This window comes from Pseudomonas palleroniana (assembly GCF_022836895.1).
In the GTDB taxonomy this organism is placed as follows: Bacteria; Pseudomonadota; Gammaproteobacteria; order Pseudomonadales; family Pseudomonadaceae; genus Aquipseudomonas; species Aquipseudomonas palleroniana.
Genome location: NZ_CP092411.1, coordinates 1,257,720 through 1,274,982 on the forward strand (window position 1 = coordinate 1,257,720; position 17,263 = coordinate 1,274,982).

General features: G+C 53.6%; 13 protein-coding genes and 1 pseudogene. 8 read left to right on the forward strand and 6 right to left on the reverse strand.

All coding sequences use genetic code 11. From position 1 onward, the window contains the following. Positions 1–64 precede the first annotated feature (64 nt). From MJP36_RS05690 to MJP36_RS05710, 5 genes are read left to right on the forward strand one after another with little or no spacing between them, the layout of a single operon-like run. On the forward strand, positions 65–1,099 hold the full coding sequence (locus MJP36_RS05690; RefSeq protein WP_090365617.1) for an ion channel: 1,035 nt from the start codon (positions 65–67) through the stop codon (positions 1,097–1,099). Beyond that, on the forward strand, positions 1,086–1,760 hold the full coding sequence (locus MJP36_RS05695) for a DUF2491 family protein (RefSeq protein WP_090365618.1): 675 nt from the start codon (positions 1,086–1,088) through the stop codon (positions 1,758–1,760). Before MJP36_RS05690 ends, MJP36_RS05695 begins: the two co-directional genes overlap by 14 nt. 15 nt (positions 1,761–1,775) lie before the next feature. Continuing rightward, the gene (locus tag MJP36_RS05700) at positions 1,776–2,204 is read left to right on the forward strand and encodes a DUF350 domain-containing protein (protein WP_090365620.1); all 429 of its coding nucleotides are present in this window, start codon (positions 1,776–1,778) and stop codon (positions 2,202–2,204) included. Between the two features lie 18 nt (positions 2,205–2,222). Beyond that, entirely contained in the window at positions 2,223–2,936 is a 714-nt protein-coding gene (locus MJP36_RS05705; protein ID WP_060755234.1) for a DUF1190 domain-containing protein, read from the forward strand. 12 nt (positions 2,937–2,948) lie between these two features. After that, positions 2,949–4,106, forward strand: coding sequence for a glutathionylspermidine synthase family protein (locus MJP36_RS05710; protein WP_244385014.1), 1,158 nt, complete (start codon positions 2,949–2,951; stop codon positions 4,104–4,106). Positions 4,107–4,130: 24 nt separating this feature from the next. Here MJP36_RS05710 and MJP36_RS05715 read toward each other — a convergent pair whose 3' ends face one another. The 3 genes from MJP36_RS05715 to MJP36_RS05725 all read right to left on the reverse strand — a co-directional run bounded on the left by MJP36_RS05715 (position 4,131) and on the right by MJP36_RS05725 (position 7,591). Next, positions 4,131–4,859 carry a TetR/AcrR family transcriptional regulator C-terminal domain-containing protein gene (locus tag MJP36_RS05715; RefSeq protein WP_244385015.1) on the reverse strand — a complete coding sequence of 243 codons (729 nt, stop codon included), beginning with the start codon at positions 4,857–4,859 and terminating at the stop codon, positions 4,131–4,133. 76 nt (positions 4,860–4,935) lie between these two features. After that, positions 4,936–6,207, reverse strand: coding sequence for an aspartate aminotransferase family protein (locus MJP36_RS05720; RefSeq protein ID WP_244385016.1), 1,272 nt, complete (start codon positions 6,205–6,207; stop codon positions 4,936–4,938). Further along, positions 6,191–7,591, reverse strand: a complete 1,401-nt coding sequence (locus MJP36_RS05725) for an amino acid permease (RefSeq protein ID WP_244385017.1) — start codon at positions 7,589–7,591, stop codon at positions 6,191–6,193. The genes MJP36_RS05720 and MJP36_RS05725 overlap by 17 nt, the downstream gene beginning before the upstream one ends. A gap of 580 nt (positions 7,592–8,171) precedes the next feature. Here MJP36_RS05725 and MJP36_RS05730 point away from each other — a divergent pair. Further along, a complete protein-coding gene (locus MJP36_RS05730) occupies positions 8,172–8,408 on the forward strand; it encodes a DUF6124 family protein (RefSeq protein WP_244385018.1) in 237 nt (78 codons plus the stop codon). Positions 8,409–8,715: 307 nt separating this feature from the next. On the opposite strand, the gene MJP36_RS05735 is transcribed toward MJP36_RS05730, so the two are convergent. Both MJP36_RS05735 and MJP36_RS05740 read right to left on the reverse strand, forming a co-directional pair. Then, on the reverse strand, positions 8,716–10,587 hold the full coding sequence (locus tag MJP36_RS05735) for a DUF2075 domain-containing protein (protein ID WP_244385019.1): 1,872 nt from the start codon (positions 10,585–10,587) through the stop codon (positions 8,716–8,718). Between the two features lie 24 nt (positions 10,588–10,611). Continuing rightward, the gene (locus MJP36_RS05740; protein ID WP_110969066.1) at positions 10,612–10,995 is read right to left on the reverse strand and encodes a nucleotide pyrophosphohydrolase; all 384 of its coding nucleotides are present in this window, start codon (positions 10,993–10,995) and stop codon (positions 10,612–10,614) included. Between the two features lie 524 nt (positions 10,996–11,519). Here MJP36_RS05740 and MJP36_RS05745 point away from each other — a divergent pair. Together MJP36_RS05745 and MJP36_RS05750 are read left to right on the forward strand one after the other, a co-directional pair. After that, the gene (locus MJP36_RS05745; RefSeq protein ID WP_244385020.1) at positions 11,520–14,603 is read left to right on the forward strand and encodes a DEAD/DEAH box helicase; all 3,084 of its coding nucleotides are present in this window, start codon (positions 11,520–11,522) and stop codon (positions 14,601–14,603) included. Between the two features lie 99 nt (positions 14,604–14,702). After that, positions 14,703–15,548 (forward strand): DUF4062 domain-containing protein, encoded by an 846-nt coding sequence (locus MJP36_RS05750; RefSeq protein WP_244385021.1) that lies wholly within the window; start codon positions 14,703–14,705, stop codon positions 15,546–15,548. 31 nt (positions 15,549–15,579) lie between these two features. On the opposite strand, the pseudogene MJP36_RS05755 reads toward MJP36_RS05750, so the two are convergent. Continuing rightward, a pseudogene (locus MJP36_RS05755) lies at positions 15,580–16,427 on the reverse strand (integrase domain-containing protein); the annotation flags it as partial. Positions 16,428–17,263 lie beyond the last annotated feature (836 nt).

The window sequence follows — 17,263 nt, forward strand, 5'->3', positions numbered from 1 at the left end:
CTCGAGCATCCAGATGCCGAGGCGACGACATCAGGAAGCAAGAACCCAGGGAACCAGGGACGAAATGTCGATTTTTCTTCTGTTGCGCATGTACGCTTCCTCCCTTTTTCACCGTTTCGGCTGGGCAGGTCTGGTCATTGCCTTGGGCGTCCACCTGAGCACGGCTTATCTGGGCCTGGTATATCTGGGCGAGCAACACCTGACCGCTCTCGCCACATTTGTTTATTTCTATCTCACCACCACGCTGACCGTCGGCTATGGCGATCTTGCGCCGCAGACTTCGGCAGGCCGAGTGTTCGTGGCGGCTTGGGTCATGCTCGGAGGCATCGCGCTGCTGACCGCAGCCATCGGTAAAACCACCAGCAGTGTCATCGATGCATGGAGAAAAGGCATGAAGGGAAAAGGCGATTTCACCGGCAAGGTCGGCCATACCGTGCTCATCGGCTGGGAAGGCGCATCCAGTGAGCGGGTCATTGAGTTGTTGCTGCAAGACGAGACCTCGAACGACAACCTGATCGTCATCTGCGATTGCACCCTCGACGAAAACCCGATGCCGGGCAAGGCGGCATTCATCCGCGGCGAAAGCCTGTCTTCCATCGCGTTATTGCTGCGTGCGGGGGTGCCCGGTGCAGAGCGCGTGCTGGTGCGAACCCCCTCTGACGATCTGACCCTGGCCACCGTGCTGGCGGTGAACCAACTCAATCCTGTCGGGCATGTGGTCGCCCACTTCAATGACAGTGAAATCGCCGCACTGGCCAGCTCCTATGCACCCCGCCTGGAGTGCACCTCAAGCATGGCCATCGAGATGCTGGTACGCGCCTCTCAGGATCCGGGCTCGTCGGTGGTCATTAATGAGCTGCTGTGCGTGGGGCAGGGTGCCACCCAATACCTGATGAAGTTGCCCGAAGCCTTTGAAGCCACCTTCGGCGACCTGTACACCCGGATGAAAGAACAGCACAACGCCACGCTCATCGGCTATCGCGCCAAAGATGCCCAGCAACCGTCGATCAACCCGCCCAGCGCCACCCGCGTTGAAGGCGGCGAACTCTTCTACATCGCCTCCACCCGCCTCAAGGAAATCTCCAATGGGATGGTTTAAACAGTTGATGGGGCTTGAGGCCCCGAACGCGAATACCCCAGCGAACCGGGCCGCCGCCGAACCGCTGCCGACGACCGGGCCGCTGGGCCTGGCGCCGGGCAAAGGCGTGATGTTCGACAGTAGCCTGAAGTTGCTGCTCGATGGGCAAACCACGGTGGTCATCCCCGGCTCCCAGGAAATCTGGAGCAACGGCACCATTGACCTCGGGCAGTCGACCTGGCTGTCGCGCTATTACATGAACGATGAAGACTACTGGTTGCAGGTGCACACCACAGGCGACATCGCCGGCCAGGTGGAGTCAGTGATCCTGTTCAACTACCTGAGTTACGTCACCCTCAGCAGCGAAGCGGAACTGCGTCGGCTGGCCGGCCCGCAAAGCCTGATCGGGTTGCCGACCTACACCCACGACGGCGTCGAATACGCGCGCGTGTGGGGCAGCGAAAATGGCCAGACAGAACTGGTGGCGATGAGCGAGCAGGTGATAAACCCCGAGACCTCCTACAGCGTCGAGCACCGCTCGATGCTATATGCCCGTGATACCGGCCTGACCGATCGCCGGGAGTTCCTGCTGTTCTCCGTCGAGGAAGACGCTGAAGGCACCGTCAGCCTGAGCACGTCGCTGGGCATCTCGCTGTACACAACCGATTTGAATGTGCTCTAAAAAAGGAAGAAGTCCATGCTCGAAGCTCTCTCTATTTCCCTGAACAAAGCGGCCGTGTTCGGGTTTGTCATCTACATCCTGGGGGCTGCCGTGCTGTTCGGCCTGTTCCAGTTCATCTACACCCGCGTCACTCCGCACAAGGAGTTCGAGCTGATCCGTGCGAACAACGTGGCGGCGGCGGTCGCGCTGGGCGGTGCGATTATCGGTTTCGCGATTCCGGCCAGCAATGTGATTGCGTACTCGATCAACCTCCTCGACTTCGCCGTCTGGGCGGTGATCGCAGCCGTCGTCCAGCTGTTGGCGTTTCTGCTGACCAGCCTGGTGCTCAAAGGCACGTCCGAGCGCATCAAGAACGGCGAGCTCGCGGCCGGTATCTACGTGGCCGCCGTCGCCATCAGCGTCGGCATGTTGAATGCCGCGTGCATGACGCCTACCCAGAACTGATTACGCACGGAGCCTTTGATGAAACGAAGCAAGTATGTCCAGCTGTCGCTGGCTGCGTCGGTCGCCATGGCGATATCCGGTTGTGGGCCGACGGAAAAAACCTACGATTTGCAGAAGAAGTACAACTTCCAGTCGGTTCAGCAATGCGCCGATGAAAAGCTTCCGGTGGACGTCTGCTCGGACGCCTACATGACGGCCATGGCTGAGCACCGCCGCATTGCGCCGGTGTACGACAGCCAGGCCGATTGCGATGCCGACTTTGTCGCCGACTGGTGCCAGCAGGACTCCACCGGCAAGTTCATTCCCAGGCTGGGCGGTTTCGAACTGACCGCCGCAGGCCAGGTGACACAGTCCCAGGTCGACGCTGCCAACGCCCAAGTGGCTGGCGCGCAAGCGAGCGGTGGCGGCTCCGGCTTCTCCACCAGCAGCCTGCTGACCGGGCTGCTGATCGGCAACATGCTGAGCAACAACCGCAACAGCTACAGCTCCGAGCCGGTGTATCGCTATCGCGATGATCGCGGCAACTACGCCTCCTCGACGCTCAACCAGCGCGTGTCCAATGGGGCTACATTCGGCCGCTCGAACCAGGCCCGGTACGGCAGCAGCAACTACTCGAACACGCTGCGCTCTTCGAGCAAGCCGGTGTCCGTTGCATCGTCCACCTCCCGTGGCGGTTTTGGCAGCAAGGCCAGCGCACGCAGCGGCTGGGGCGGCGGCGGGTCGAGCAGTTAAGGAAATCTGGCCATGAAGAAGATCCATTGCGCAGAGCGTCATGACTGGAAACAGACGGCCGAAAGCCTCGGCTTTCTGTTCCATACCATTGACGACGAACCCTACTGGGACGAGCGCGCGTATTACCAGTTCACGCTCAAGCAAATCGAGCAAGACCTCGAAGACCCGACCACCGAGATCCATGACATGTGCATGGACCTCGTGGCCCGCGTGGTCCACAGCGAAGAGCTGCTCGGGCGCCTGAGCATTCCCGCAGCCTTCTTCGACATGATCCGAACCTCATGGCTCGAAGGGCACCCGCACTTGTATGGGCGCATGGATTTCTCCTACAACGGCGCCGGGCCGGCCAAGTTGCTGGAGCTCAACTACGACACACCGACCAGCTTGTATGAAGCGGCGGCGTTCCAGTGGGGCTGGTTGGAACAATGCATCGAGCGCGGCTTGCTGCCCAAGCATGCCGACCAGTTCAACAGCATCGACACCAAACTGCACCAGGCTTTCGCCCAGTTGCAGGTCAAGCAGCCGTTTTACTTCGCCTCGATGAAAGACTCGGTCGAAGACAAGGGCACCACCGATTACCTGCGCCTGGTCGCGGAAACAGTCGGCATCGAATCGCGCCACATCGACATTGAAGACATCGGCCTGACCAGTGAAGGCCGTTTCGTCGATCTCGAAGATCGCTGGATTCCCCACCTGTTCAAACTGCACGCCTGGGAATTCATCTTCCACGAGCCTTTTGGCGCGGCGATCGCCCAGAGTGACACGCAGTTTTTCGAGCCCGCCTGGAAATCCATCCTCTCCAACAAAGGCATCCTGCCGCTGTTGTGGGAGTTCAACAAAGGCCACCCGAATCTGCTCGTATCCCACCTGGATACCGACCCCGGCAAGGCCGTGCCGAAGGGCTGGGTGCGCAAGCCGTTCTTCTCGCGGGAAGGCGCGAATATTGAGCTGCAAACGGCTGACGGCCTGATCGTGAAGGAGGACGGGCCTTACACGGATGCGCCGTTTATCCTTCAAGAGTTTGCGCCGCTGCCACGGTTTGGCGACAGCTACACGCTGATTGGCTCTTGGGTGATTGGCGATCAGGCCGCAGGCATCGGCGTGCGGGAGGACAATAGTCTGATTACCAAGGATTCGAGCCGGTTTTTGCCGCACTTGATACTGGACTGAGCACATCCGCTGGGGTACGAATGATCAGCGGCGGGCAGCCAGGGTTTCCAGGCCGCAGAGGAGGGTGTCGACGTAGAACGTGAAGCTGTCATTCAGCGCCGCGTCGACACCATTTTGCCAACGCAGGCTGAAGCCGCGATTGCTCAATTGGTCCATATTCTGCGCGAGCGTGGGGTGTTGCTCCGCGTCGACGGCCCGCAGGTTTTCCTGCACCTGGCGCTGCCAGGCAGCGGTGTTCTCCGGCAGGGGGGCGAACTCCAATGTAGTGAACCCGGCGAGGGCGGCGATAAAGGAATTATAGGCCCCAGCCAGGGAAGGGCCGCTGAAACCGGCCTGTTGCAACGCGGCCAACACGCCTTCGACCAACTTGAAATCCGTGCTGGCGTTGGACACCAATTGCGAACCCAGCAGTGGTGCGATATTCGGATGCCGGCGCACCGCGTCATGGCAGTTGACCATCGCCGCACGCAGATAATCCTGCCAGCGTTCCTGAGGCCCGGGCGCTACATTTTCCAGGACTTTGGCCAGCACTTCGCTTAACAACAACTCCCGCGACGAGACATACCAATAGATGGCCGTCGGGTATACGCCCAGGCTGCCAGCCAGGTTGCGCAGGCTGCATTTCTCCAGGCCCTCGCGGTCGATCAGCGCCAGTGCGGCGCTGATGATGGTGTCTTTGTTGAGTGGGTTTTTGGCCTCTTCGCCAGCGGCTTTTTTACGCCTGCCCCGTGGGTTTGCGGTTTTGCTGGTCATGGTCAGGGCTCCGGTTAAGCGACGGCGAAAGGATAGCGGTTCACCGATTCGCTGTCGCTCTTCCGGGGGGGCGGCGTCAGTGGCCTGCGTAGCGCTCGACGAACAACTGCGTGGCCGTCACCAGTCGGTTCAGTTCGTGCTCGGTCAGGGGCAGGCTCAGCGCAAACAACCCGCGTCGCGCACTGTAGATCCCAGATTCGAGCAGGTGAAAGAAGAACAGATCACGCAGGTGGTTCTGGCCCGTCGGAATATCCGCGGGGCGCCTGATCGGCAAGTCGGTGGGATGCAGGTTCATCACCGAACCTTGTCCGGTAAATTGCATCGATACAGGTGCCAGCACCGCATTGAGTTGCTCGCGCAGGCGGTCGCCACGGGCGTTGAGTTTCAAGGCTGCGTCGCGGGTATACACCTGCTCCAATCCCGCGATCCCCGCCGCCATGGTCAGCACATTGTTGTTGAATGTGCCGGCATGGGAGAGGCTGCCACGCCGAGGGTCAAACTGCGCCATGATCTCCTCTCGGCCGCCGAGTACGCCGCACGGCATGCCACCGCCGAGGTACTTGCCCAGGGTGATCAGGTCGGGCGTGATCGCAAGTTTTTCCTGCAGGCCACCGGGGCCCAGGCGTGAGGTCATCACTTCGTCGAAGATCAGTAGCGTGCCATGGACCTGGCTCCGCTCCCGCAACCCTTGGAGAAAACCCGGCTCGGCGCAGATACATCCACCCGCACCCAACATGGGCTCCACCAGGATCGCCGCAATGTCGACCTGCTCATGCAGCAGCCGCTCCACGCTGCCCAGATCGTTAAAGTCGGCCAGGTACACCCGGTGCGGCACATTCATCGGCGTGTTCGCCCCGGCAAAACTCAACACGCCACCGTGATAGCCGCCGTTGAAGGCGATGACACCACTGCGCCCGGTGTAGGCTTTTGCTGCCGCCAGCGCGAGTAAATTCGCCTCGGTGCCGGAGTTGGTAAAGCGCACCTGCTCGATACAAGCGAAGCGCTCCACAATCAACGTCGCCAGGCGCGCCTCCCACTCTGTGTGGGCACTCAGGTTCAAACCGTTTGCCATGGCGGTCGCCAGGGCATGGGTGATGATCGGGTGGGAGTGCCCATACAGCGCTGCGGTGTATTCGGCCAGGAAGTCGACGTAGCGATGCCCGTCCAGGTCATCAAGAAAACACCCGCTGCCTCCCTTCATCACCAGTGGGAAGGGTTCATAAAACAACACCGACCGCGTATTCCCGCCAGGCATCACCCGCGCCGCCCAATCCAACTGGCGGGCGCTGTTGGGGTTGGCGCGAATGTAGCGTTGGATGCAGCGCTCAAGCTCAAGCATTCCAGGCATCACTCACCCCCTTCTTCGACGCGGCGCGTTTCGGATACACCAGCATCAACAGCGCAAACCACGCCGCCGCCACATAAAACGCCGCGCGCGTCTCCGGGTCGCGGATCACCAGCACCGTCAGCACGCCTAGGTAACCTAGCACCAGCACACTGCTGACCTGGGGCCAGGGCAGGCGATAGTGCACCTCCTTCAATTCGTTGCGCCGCACCTTGCGGCGATAGGCCATATGCGCCGTGATAATCACCACCCACACCCAAATCAGCAGGCCCAGGATTCCGGTCATCAACAGGCTGAAAATGCTCTCCGGGATCCAGTAGTTGAGCAGCACGCCGACCAGCAAAATCGCGGTCGATACCATCAAGCAGCGGGCCGGCACCTGGCGTGGGCTCAACACCTGCAGCTGGCGGGGCGCTTGCTGAAGATGCGACAGCGCAAACAACATCCGGCTGGTGGCAAACAGCCCGGTATTACACGAAGACGCCAATGCACTGATCACCACAAAATTGATAAGCCCGGCGGCCATCCCCAGCCCGATACTGTCGAACACCATCACAAACGGGCTTTGCGCCGTATCGATCTGATTCCACGGATACAGCGCCATGATCACCGCCGTCGACCCGAGATAAAAAATCGCCATGCGCCACAGGATGCTGTTGATTGCACGCGGCAACGTACGCTGCGGCTGCGCCGTTTCCGCCGCCACCAAACCCACCACCTCAACCCCCGCAAAGGTAAACGCGGCGACAGGTACCGCGAACCAAAAGCCACTCCAGCCATTCGGAAAAAAGCCAGCATGCCGCCAGAGATTGGCCACCGAAGGTGCCGTCTGCGCCGAGGTTTCCAACCCAAACAACAGAATTACCAACCCCGCTACAATCAGCCCGACAATCGTCAACACCTTGATCAACGCCAGCCAGAACTCCACCTCGCCAAACGTCTTAACCGCAAACAGATTGATCACCATCAACACGCCCACGGTGACCAACGCGGGAATCCACTGCGGCAAATCCGGGTACCAATACTTCATCAACAAACCAATCCCGGTGACCTCCAGCACCCCCACCAGAATCCAGATCATCCAATACGACCACCCCGTGATAAACGCTACCCGCGGCCCCAGAAACTCCTCCGCGTAGGTCGCAAACGACCCACTGCTGGGCCGATACAACGACAACTCCCCCAGTGCCCGCGCAATCAGATAAACCATCCCCCCACACAACGCATACGCCAGCAACAACGCTGGCCCCGCTGTGGCAATCGCCTTGCCCGAGCCCAAAAACAAACCGGCCCCGATAATCCCGCCAATCGCAATCAGCATTACATGACGCTCCTTGAGCGACCGCGCCAGGCCATGGTTGGAAGAGTGAAGCGGTGTTGTAGACATCAGCATTCCCCGAGCTGCATTGCGCAGCAGTGGTTGACATGAATCCGGCTCAGGCCGGTTTTATTGTACGGTGTGCAATAAGCAGGTTTTGGGCCAGCGCAGAAGGAAGGCGGGGGTATTGGCGTTAAACGGTTTGTTTAGATATGCGTGTAGGACGTTTCATCTGGCGTTTATCGGGTAAGGGCAAGGCGAGCAAGTGTCACCAGGGAACACAGGTGGGTGGGCGGAACACAGGGGCGAGAATGCGCTGATTTCCAAGGGCCAGCAGGGCGGGTCGCTTTCATTTGCGGGACGTTTCCGAGAGAATCCCAAGCGCATTGCGCCAGCGGGGATGGGTGACTAGGCTGCGGTTTGTCACTGCTTATTCAGTGATCGGGTTTAGTCGCCCGAACTCCGCTAGGCGCACGCGCCATCCCAAAGACAGGTGTCTTTCCACCTGCACTTTATGGTGGCTGTGCGCAGGGCACCTCCGGGTGCGCCGGTGCCTAGCGGCCGGTCGACTAACCTGCGTACAGCCGCCACCTCTGCTCGTTTAGTCGCGAAAGGACGGTGGTATTCACTTACCGCTAGAGGTTTTGCTATGGATAACGTTGATTCGAATTTGCCGCCGTCGGCTGCCACTTACCCATTTACTGTTAATGAAGAACTTAGCTTTGAGGACGCCTGGGTGCGGGTGGCGGAGTTGCTGCAATGTGCGATGGCGACATCGCAGGTGCTTGGCGAGCCGCTGGGTGCGCCGCAGAGGGCGGTGATGCATTTGGTGGAGATGGCGAAGATGGTGGCGGATCGGGCGGTGGAGTGTTTGCAGCCTGGCTAACACCCTTCGGAGGCGGATGTGCAGTATGCAAGCCATCCACTATTGATCATTTAGTTGTCCAACAGTCGTTGGACAACTGTTTGGGGATTTTACAGACATTAAAAAGCCGGCTTGTGGTTAGCTTTTAATTGATCTATGTTTTTGAAAAACAATGATTTAGGTGTTCTAAAAAGCGCTCTGGTCCCCCATTTGTTCCCCCACTTTTTTGTGATTTTTGCACGGCATTTTACCGGCTTTTTTTGTGGTTCAGCCTACGGTTTTTTGTGGGACTGAACTCCGAATAGTGACATCCAACCCGCGGGGGGCATCAGTCCTTGCTGTACCCGGCAAGTCGGCTCTCAAAGTATTGCGCGGTCTCCTGATCGGTACAGTACAGGTAGCAGCCTTTCATCCCACGGGTCATCAGTGTTCGATACGTGTTTTTGATGATCAGGTCTGTCTCCTGCTGTGCCAGAGCAGGTTGCTCCTTCATCAACTTTTTCCAGCCACGAATCGATTTGTCGTGTTTGTCTCGCTTAAGCGGCGACGTCATCACCTGCCCGTCACGCACGATCAAATCCGGTCCGATTATCACACCAATATAATCCACTTCCAGCCCTTGGCAGGTGTGGATACAGCCGACCTGCTCAATGGAGTTTTCCGCGATGATCCACAAACTGCCATCCTGATCCAGGTTCCATTGGCGTGCGTAGTCATCGCCGATAACGATGTCAGCGGCCTTGGAGTCTTTCTTGCTGAGCCAAGGCCAGCAGTAACCCGCGACAACGCGAGCCTTGTTTCCGTGGTTTTTCTGCTCAATAGCCGCGTGCATCACCTGGGGGGAGTCGAACACCTTGAACTCATACTCGCTGGTATCGAGCAGCGGGTTGGCTGTCGCGTGAATCCCCAATACGTCATCCAACCACGCCAGGTAACCATCAGAACCACTGCAACGGAACTGGGAAGAAAGTATGTATTCCTCCACGGTTGCGCCTTTGGCTTTGGCAAAGGCGCGGATAGCCTGCTTGCTACCAATGTCGTTCAAGGTCACGCGCTGGTCTTCGTCGATGAAGAAAATCGAGCATTTTGCTGACTCGATCAGCTCCTTGATTTGGTTTTCTCCCAGGTTTCCATAAAGCCCGCTTTTCTCATTGAGCCTGTGGGCTTCGTCAACGATAAGTGCGTCATACGTATTGGACTCGGTTTCGATAAACGCCCCCGATCCGGAAAAGAAATTGGAGAAGTGGCTACGTTTGACAGTACCAACCAATTTGCTCTCGTATACCTTGCGTGGCGCAGCATTTTTCGAGACGTATTTGCTCAACAGCTTCAAGGCGGTGAGTCTTACCAGTAAGTTGATTGCCAATACGGTTTTTCCGGTTCCCGGACCGCCCTCGATGATTAGCACCTTTGGCACTTCGATAGAGGCCTCACTTGCCGCTGCGAGCGCCGACTCGAAGATTGCCTTTTGATCATCAATCAATACGAACTCAGGCTTGCCTTTCATTAGTCCGCTCAGCGCATCAGCCAGCGCTTTGGACGGGCGAATCTTCCCGTTGGCGAGTTCGTAAAGCACCTCCTTGTTATCGCCATGAATGATGTGCTTCTTGAGGAAACTTCGCAGCTTTGCAAGCTCTTCGGGGCCTTTGAGGAACAAGGGGGCTTTGCTGGTATAGGCTTCGTAGTGTGCTGAGTTGATGATGCCGTCGCTGACATAGTTATGGAGGTAGGCACAGGGGCGTACTTCTATGCTTTTGTCGTAGACGGCTTCGTTGAAGCCCTCCAGCAGCGCGGCATACGACCAGACTTGGTAGGACGGATGAATGGTCTCGACAAGGCCACCACCCAGCGCCGTTTCGACAATAGCATCCTTGGTGGTTGCGCTTGCCTTGCTCCATTGCTTCAGCTCGATCAGTACCGCGTTTTTGGCCTGATTCTCATCGCGACCTGTCAGCAAAAAGTCGATTCGTTTCGATGATTGTGGGATGTGCAACTCGATGGCCAGGCCGGCATCGTTGGGCAGGCCGTCGTCTCGAAGTACCTTGGCCATATAAGTCAGTGAACCCTGCCAGGATCTGATCTCCGATGCGCCTACCTTCTTACCGGTGGCTTCTTTGAAGTGCCTGAGGATCACATCTTCAATATCGTCGTTATCGCTGTCTTTGAGGAATTGCTGTTTGGTCGCAGCGTAAACGATCACGAGTGGTCCTTAGAGCCCAATGGGTCAGAGTTGGTCGTACTTTTTGCTGGTGCTTTTAGCTTTGTCGACAGGGTATTTCTGCCCATTCAGGGCGAGTTTGCTTGTCACCGCTTCGTTGAGATCGACGCCCAGCACACTTGCCAAGCGGACCAAGTACATGAGCACGTCAGCCAGTTCGTCCTTCACGGCTTGAGCGGTTTCGGGACGCTTGGCTGCACCCGTTGAATCGGCCTCGCTCATCCATTGGAAAATTTCGCAGAGTTCGCCTACCTCACCTGTGAGTGCCATGAGGAGGTTCTTGGGTGAGTGAAACTGCTGCCAGTCGCGATCATCCGCAAAGCGTTGCAGCGATGTTTCAAGATTTTTCACGTCGACCAACTGCTCGGGTGTTCCATCTACCTTGCTCACAGACTCGCCTCTTGGTGCCAGCAGTTAAGGTGGCCGAACAGCTGGTTCAGAAATCCAGATCGAGATTGTAAGAGCTTTCCTTTTTTGTGGCAGATTTTTCGCTGATTTTCCTCGACTCGTTCGTTTGCTACGAGGATTTTGCTTGAAATGACTAACGGCGACAGGCCGCAATCGACCGGTGCGGTTGGTAAGACCCGAGCAGTCTGGCTCTCGCCACAGTGAGTTTGAAGAGCGCCCGTGTTCAACACTGCTAAGTGAAATTTGAGCCCGTTTTTCTCTACGTCAAGATCAAGTGAAAATTTAAAATTCAGACGGGTATTTTTTTGCCGCCGAAATTATCAACGACTGTTTTCAAAAGAGCTCACGCCACTCAGAGCAGAGCACGAATAAGATGCGCAGTTTACAAGTGGCCGCTCTCATCGAAGGTGGCATTATGCTATCCTTGGCATGCTTAGAAAATTAATTTCATAAAAGCAGAAATCTGCCTTTGTAAAATATAAGTTTTAACGTACAGGGAGGTATATGTGAGCATTAAAATTTGTGGCTTTCCACTGAATGCGGAATTGTGGAGCGAATTGAGGGAATGTCAAAAGCGAAGTGTAGAGACAGCTCTCACCTATATTAAGAGACCGGTGGAGACGCTAGGCTCAAAATCTTGCCTAATCAGCTTGCCAACCGGAGCCGGAAAGTCTGGTGTAATAGCTGTAGTGGCACATACATCACCGCAACCTAGAGTATTGGTTTTATGTCATCGCAGAGCTGTATGCGACCAGTTGATAAAAGAAATTAGTGGGGGTTTTTTTGAGGCGCTAGTTCCGGGTTATGAAGGGGCTAAGAAAGAGGTTTACGAAGATGTCAATGATACAAGCGCTCCTGGAGTTTATGTATCAACTTTTCAAAAGCTCGTAAGTTTTACGCCCGAGCAGCTTGCCAGGATTAAGAAAGAAATTGACTTGATTATAGTGGATGAAGGTCACTCCGAACCCTCTCCAATCTGGAAAGGTCTAGTTCGTGACGCTGGAGCACATAAGATTGTAATTACAGCTACTCCGTATCGGAATGACTTGTTCCAGTTTGACGTTGATGATAGCTCCAGTTACATCTATACATTTGAAGAGGCGCTGGAAAAAAAAATATTGATGGAGCCCGTCTTCTGCTTGGCAGAAGGTGACGAGTTAATTAAAAGCATAACGATGTTCTTACAAGACTATCCTAGCGCGAAATGTATAGTGAAGTGTAAAGAATTCGGAGATATCGAGTACTATTATAAACTTTTGAATGAAAAGTTCTCCATTCTAGCGGTGCATGAGCAGTATGTTCGCGACCCAAGGCAGAATGTAAAGGTTGATGTGCCTGCAAATCTTCGCGACTCTGAATATCAAGTAATAATACATCAGCGTAAACTCGATGAAGGGGTTGATATTCCTCAGGCAAAGCTGCTGATTCTCACCTATGCAGTAAATTCAGGACGTGAACTAGTACAAACAGTTGGGCGAATCGTAAGACTTTATCAGGGTATTAATCCGATAGTGATTGAATGTAATGTAAACGCTAACGAAAGGATGTGGGGTAACTATAGGTACTTTGATAAGTCACTAAGCACACCCGCAGCGGCACGTAAATTTATATCATCTTTAGATGTAAATAAGCTGATCGAGATATATCTTAATTCGTTTCCTGATGCTAGTTATTACGGTAATAGGTTTCTAAAAAAATTTGATATAAATTCTTTCAATCCTGAAAGCTCATTGATAATACCAACCGCATCTATCTGCTTTCTTAATACTCTCGATAATTTTGATATTCAAGCTGCGACCGATCTTCTGTACTGGCGAAGCAACCAAGCGGGGGAGTTAGCTAAGCACTTTGAGGTTGCAGGTGGTATAAATATAGTTGTTTCAATAGCCTTTAATAGATCTAGGTTTTTAAAAGATGAGTTTTTCTTTGAGCCGTCATTAGAGGTTACTTTCCTGAAGAAACTTCAACCAAACGTCGTTGCTATCTATGACAGTAGAGGACGCAGATTTAACTATGATGCGGAAATGTGCATAGGAAGCCCCATCGGACAAGATAAACTATTAAATGTAATGGCTCTAGGGGCTTCGGCCGTAACTAAGGAAGCAAGTAGTAGGTCAGTTGGAACGACCACTAAACGGCCAGAAAGTGTTTCGATGAAAGGCCGCAATCTTGAAAATATAGTTGATCTTCAGCGGAATTCCTCCTATCGTGTCGCGACTTTGAAGTGTGACAATCTTGATCATTTAGGCGCAAAACAGAGCAGCTACTATATAGGTATCGATTCTGGAAGAATATCCGATCAAAAAGATGGTCAATATATGTTGGATGAGCTAGATCAATGGCTGCAAAATATGGAAGCGACCATTTCTGTCGATAAGATTATAAGTAGTAATCTCTTGCATTCATTTGCGAAGCCTATTCCCGTTGATCTTAACCTGAAAATTGAAAGTGTAATATTTGATTTTAGCGATTTGCCTCAGCCCGTACAAATCCTCATTGATGGGCACAAAGCTGCTATAGATAATAGTTTTGTGTACCTAGAGAATGGCGGTGGAGTGATTTTAGATCCAAATTCTCCAAAGCTAAAAATAAATATTTCACTTTGTGATCAAAGTCCATTCGTGATCTTTGAATCAGAAAGCAATTTTTTGTGCGATGTATACGGAGACGGCGAGCAATATGTAGACCTTTTCCCATTTCTCTTTGAGCACTTACATAAAATTCTTCTAGAGGATGGGGTTAGTTATTCCCAAGGGAAGTTCTACGAGCTAAAACTTCCAGTTGAAGGTGATTTTCGAATTGCGAGCTCAAGTCTTGAAAATATAGTCATTGGGTTGCCGGAGTTACTCAGTCCATTGCTTGATGAGAAAGGTTATGTGGAGCTCAATAAGGATGAGAAAAAAGTTATTCAAGTAGTCAATGAAGAGTTTAATGAGGGTTCTTTGTTTCATTTGCTTGATAAGCTAAAAGACAATTCACAACCCAATCCAACTCGATCCCAGCTTGGCCCTTTTCATAAGTATATTCCGGATGTCGATCTTGTTTTTTGTACGGATATGGATACCGAGCCAGCAGATTTTATACTTTCATCGGTAAGTAAACTTATTTACGTTCACGTTAAGTGCGGCAGCGCCAAAGTAAAGCCTCACTCCTCAGCCGGTGCATTAGCAGAGGTGGGAGGGCAGGCTATCAAGAACATTGAAATGCTGATAACTCGTAACAAAAACCTCAAAGCTGCTAACTGGAATATTTTGGCATCAAGTTGGCCGACGCGAAATGCTCCACAACAAATGACGGAACGGATCAGGCTTCTACGTGGTGTGCGCTTTTCAGCTCCTAATCAAGAAGCTCGTGAGCGAGCAGTTGAGCAGGCTTGGGAAATTGTGGCTCAACGGCGCAGATCAAGTCGTGTGCAAAAAGAAGTTTGGATAGTTTCCGCAAATAGCTTTTCGGCTACCCATTTTGAGAACCAGTTGAATAAAGGTCACAATGGTAGTCAGGAATCGCTCCAAGCCTATCAGCTAATCCAGAGTTGGATATCCACAGCAAATAGTAATGATGTTGATTTAAAGGTTTTTGTTTCTGTATAGTTATTTGCGAAAAGCGATATTGAGTTAATTAAGTGTTGTGGGTGTTTTAGAGCCTGATCAGTGGGTGAGAGAGTTACGCAGTAAGAGGGACTTCAGTGAGTGTTTTTTTTGCTGATGAAAATTTTCTTAGAAAATAAAGTTTTAAACTTGTCTTTGGAGTCAGAAATGTCATTTCCCGCAAAAGTTTACAGAGTGTTGATTGGTTCTCCATCCGATGTTGCTGAAGAGCGTAAAGCCATTCCATTGGCACTAAATGAGTGGAATGTTAAAAACTCATTTGATAAGAAAACAGTGTTTTTACCTACCAAGTGGGAGACGGATACTGTCCCAATTATGGGAGGGCGTCCTCAGGAGCTTATAAATAAACAAATAGTCATAGGGTCAGATATCCTTATCGCGATATTTGGCTTAAGGCTAGGTAGCCCGACTGGAGAGGCCAAGAGTGGTACGGTCGAAGAAATTCAGACTTTTATGCAAATGGGCAAACCTGTCATTGTTTATTTTTCAAACAAGCCTATGACTCCGAATGAATACAAAAAAAATGCAAAGCAGTTCGAGGAGCTTTGCGAGTTCAAAGAGGAGTGTATGAGAAACGGACTGATTGGTGATTATGCATCCGTTGATGAACTTAATGCGAAAATTAAAGATCACTTGTCTCTCATTATTGGGCAATTTGAGGAGAGCGATATTCCACCGCCGCGTACTAATGCAGGTTCAAATGTTGTCGAGCTACCTAAGGTAACACCGACTTCGGTCGGCGATTTCACCGTTGCTCCAGTAATTATCGATTACAGTGAAAAAGCAATTTTGGTAAAAGGAAATACAACCTCTTATAAGGACAAGTTTGTCGAGCTTGGTGGTAAATGGAATGGTTCGTTAAAGGGCTGGATATTTCCAAAGAAGCGAATAGATAGTGTCAAGGCTGTCCTTGGGATGACTAAATAATTTTTAGTGTAATGTTAAGTATTTGTGCTGTGGCGGTGTGACCAGTCAGCTGCTCGTAACGCTCGCAGGCGTAGGCCGCCCACAGTTCATGAAAGCCCTTCAGTCCTTGGTCATGCAGTATTCCTCGGGCGGGGAGCACGGTCTGGTGCAGGACCGCAGCGTAGCTTTCGTCTCGGCCCAGCAAGTAGCGGCCGGCGGTCGGCGACGCATTACGAACAAACATCAGTGCCCCTTCACCTCTTCATTTGCCACGACCCATCGCGGCGCTGAAGCCCCTGAGCGGCCGCCTTTGGTGCCGTCTTGTATGTTGATGATGCCTAAGTGTTCGGCTTCGCGTAGTAATCGTGGCAGGTCAGCCAGGATCGCTACGCGCAGGCGAATTCTGGTTGCTCGGGTCAACAGGACAATCGCGGTCACCCAGTCGTTTGTTGTTTGACAAGTCCCTCCACCACTCGCCGCACCAGTTGGCGGTCTTGGCCATCCAGCGCGCGGGTGCGTACCGTCGAGTGCTGCAGTCCTAACGCCTGCCTCGGACTAGCGATCCTGACGTACTGATCATCACGCAGCACAGCAAGGGTGCGGTTGACGCTGCTCAGGCGTTCTGCGCAGAGGCGATGGCCAGCTCACCTTGTTCAATTTGTTGGCGCAGATGTCCGGCGTAGTCCAACAAGGTCTGCTGATCAATTTGTCGCGCATCGTTAAACCCTGCTCCATCCTCCGACCGACACCAGCGCACAAACGCCTGCTGGCGATCACTGTGCGCTTTGACCGTGCCGTAATGGCCGCCGCCAAACATGTCCCGCAACGCTTGTGGTGGGAATAACCAAGTTGCCTGCCGTAGCCAAAGTTCCGCCCATCCCGTTTACCTACCAGTGCCATGATCGAACTGCACTCGAAACCAAACCCTTGAAGCTTTCCTCACGTCATCCCGCCCAGAATGTTGAGTGTTATCAGGGATCAAGGCCCCTGCGGCCTGTGAGGGTTGTCCACTAACGCGGGACTGACGGCTCTTTACTACCGGGAGCTTGGGCATCTCATGATCTGGCCTCCTGAGCACTTCCGAGGAAGTGGGCGGGTGAAGGCTGCATTGGCTGACGAGACCAACGCCGCGAGATCCTGAGTCGGGTGAAGGCAATGAAGCATTGACCGGGGCATGCCCGACTGTCAGTCAGGTGCAGTCCATCCCGTGGGCTGCGGCACCATCATCTGCATCGCTGTTGCTGGTGACTTCGGTGTTTGTCACGCCGATTGTCACGAGGGGGAATGTCGCAAAGCCTTGTACGAGTTGGGCTGCAGCAGCGGAACGAGCGCCCGTCTCTTTCCGGAAGAAAGAGACGGGCGCAGGTTGGCGCATGAAATGGTCAAGCGGATAGGTTGCTGCAGGGCAGCTATGAAAGGGGATGAGTTGCCGCAGTGGGCACACTGATAAAAGTCGGCATCCATCACATCGCTGTGAGCGTGCGAGCCGCCGGACGCTAATCGCACTTTGGGAGAGCCACCACGGTGTGGCGTAGCCTTAAAGGTTCTGGCTACCTGGGTTGCTGTCAACGACAGCACTTTGCCAGATCTTTTCTACGCCTGTGGATAATTCGGGTCAAGGCTCGAATTTTCGGGAGTTCTGCGGCGGTGGATGAAATTATCCACCGGTGGAAATCAGTGATTTTCCACAGACAGTTGCGTGGGCTTTAGATTTTTTAAGTGAGGTCCCTTTAAGC